Raw genomic sequence first — 1,464 nt, forward strand, 5'->3', positions numbered from 1 at the left:
CACCCCCGCCCGGCCTAAGTGAAAGCGACGAGGGGAGGCTGCCCGACCGTCAACTCCACCAATCACAGCCACACTTAGCAGCGACAATCTACTAGTAGGACTCCGTTAGGTCTGTCTCGCGGTCCTGTTCGGGGGCATGTTGGTGGTGTGGATGCACATGAAGTGAACCGTGCTCGGGCGAAGTTGGCGTTATTCGTGGCTGACGTCTTCGCCTCGGTGCCGCGCAAGGATCAGAGGGCGAAGGGTGACTGCTATCTGCGGGGGCTGATGCAGGACGGCCGACGGAAGTCGGTCCAGCCGATGGCCGAGCGGCTGCCGGACGGCAACGAGCAGAACCTGCAGCGGTTCGTGAACCAGTCGACCTGGGATCCGGTGCCTGTGCGGCGGCGGATTGCGGAGCGGATGGTGCCGCAGATCGGCCCGGATGCCTGGGCGGTAGATGACGTGTCGTTCCCCAAGGACGGCAGGATGTCGGTGGCGGTCGCGCACCAGTACTGCGGAGCTTTGGGCAAGCAGGCCAACTGCCAGGTGGCGGTGAGCGTGCACGCGGTCTCCGACACCGCGTCCTGTCCGTTGCAGTGGCGGTTGTTCGTGCCCCAGGAGTGGGCGCACGATGCCGGACGGCGGCAGAAGACCGGGATGCCGCCAGAGGTCGGGCACCGGGAGAAGTGGCGTCTGGCCCTGGACACCCTCGACGAGCTGGCCGGGTGGGGGCTGGTGCCGCCGGTGGTGGTGGCCGACGCCGGCTACGGGCAGAACGCCGACTTCCGCGACGGCCTGAGCGATCGGGGCATCGGATATGTCGTGGCCATCCGTTCGGACGTGACCGTCCACCCGCACGACGCGCGGCCCACCGCCCCGGCCTGGTCCGGAAACGGCCGCAGGCCGCAGCCCCGCTACCGCGACAAGCCGTCCTCTGTGTCCGTTTTAGCCGCTGGCCACGGACGGCAGGCGTTCTCCGAGGTCGCCTGGCGGGAAGGCTCCCGCGGACCGATGCGCTCGCACTTCCTGGCGCTGCGGGTGCGGCCGGCCGGGGTCCGGGCCCGCCGTCTGGCCCAGGCCGCCGCCACGCAGGAGGGCTACTGGGACGGTGTCCTGCCCAAGGTCACGCTGCTGGTCGAATGGCCCGAGGACGCCGAAGCACCCACCGACTACTGGCTGTCCAGCCTGCCCGAGGACACCCCACTCACCGAACTGGTCCGCCTGGCCAAGATCCGCTGGAGGATCGAGCACGACTACCGGGAACTCAAGCACGGCCTCGGCCTGGACCACTTCGAGGGACGATCCTGGGCCGGGTGGCATCACCACGTCACCCTGGTCACCGCAGCCCACGCGTTCCTCACCGAACAGCGCCTGGCCCCAAAAGCCGATTGAGGGGCCACGAAGTTTCCGGACAGGCACCCAATAGGGTTGTCCTGGACAAGGAAACGAGGAAGAAGTGGCGCCACCCAGTAAGTACTCGCC

1 protein-coding gene is annotated in these 1,464 nt (G+C 68.0%); it reads left to right on the forward strand.

Features of this window, described 5'->3' with window-relative positions; genetic code table 11:
- Positions 1–147: 147 nt before the first annotated feature.
- Positions 148–1,374 carry an IS701 family transposase gene (locus ABZ281_RS49135; RefSeq protein WP_356665327.1) on the forward strand — a complete coding sequence of 409 codons (1,227 nt, stop codon included), beginning with the start codon at positions 148–150 and terminating at the stop codon, positions 1,372–1,374.
- Positions 1,375–1,464: the final 90 nt, after the last annotated feature.

Source organism: Streptomyces sp. NPDC006265 (assembly GCF_040613555.1).
Taxonomy (GTDB): domain Bacteria; phylum Actinomycetota; class Actinomycetes; order Streptomycetales; family Streptomycetaceae; genus Streptomyces.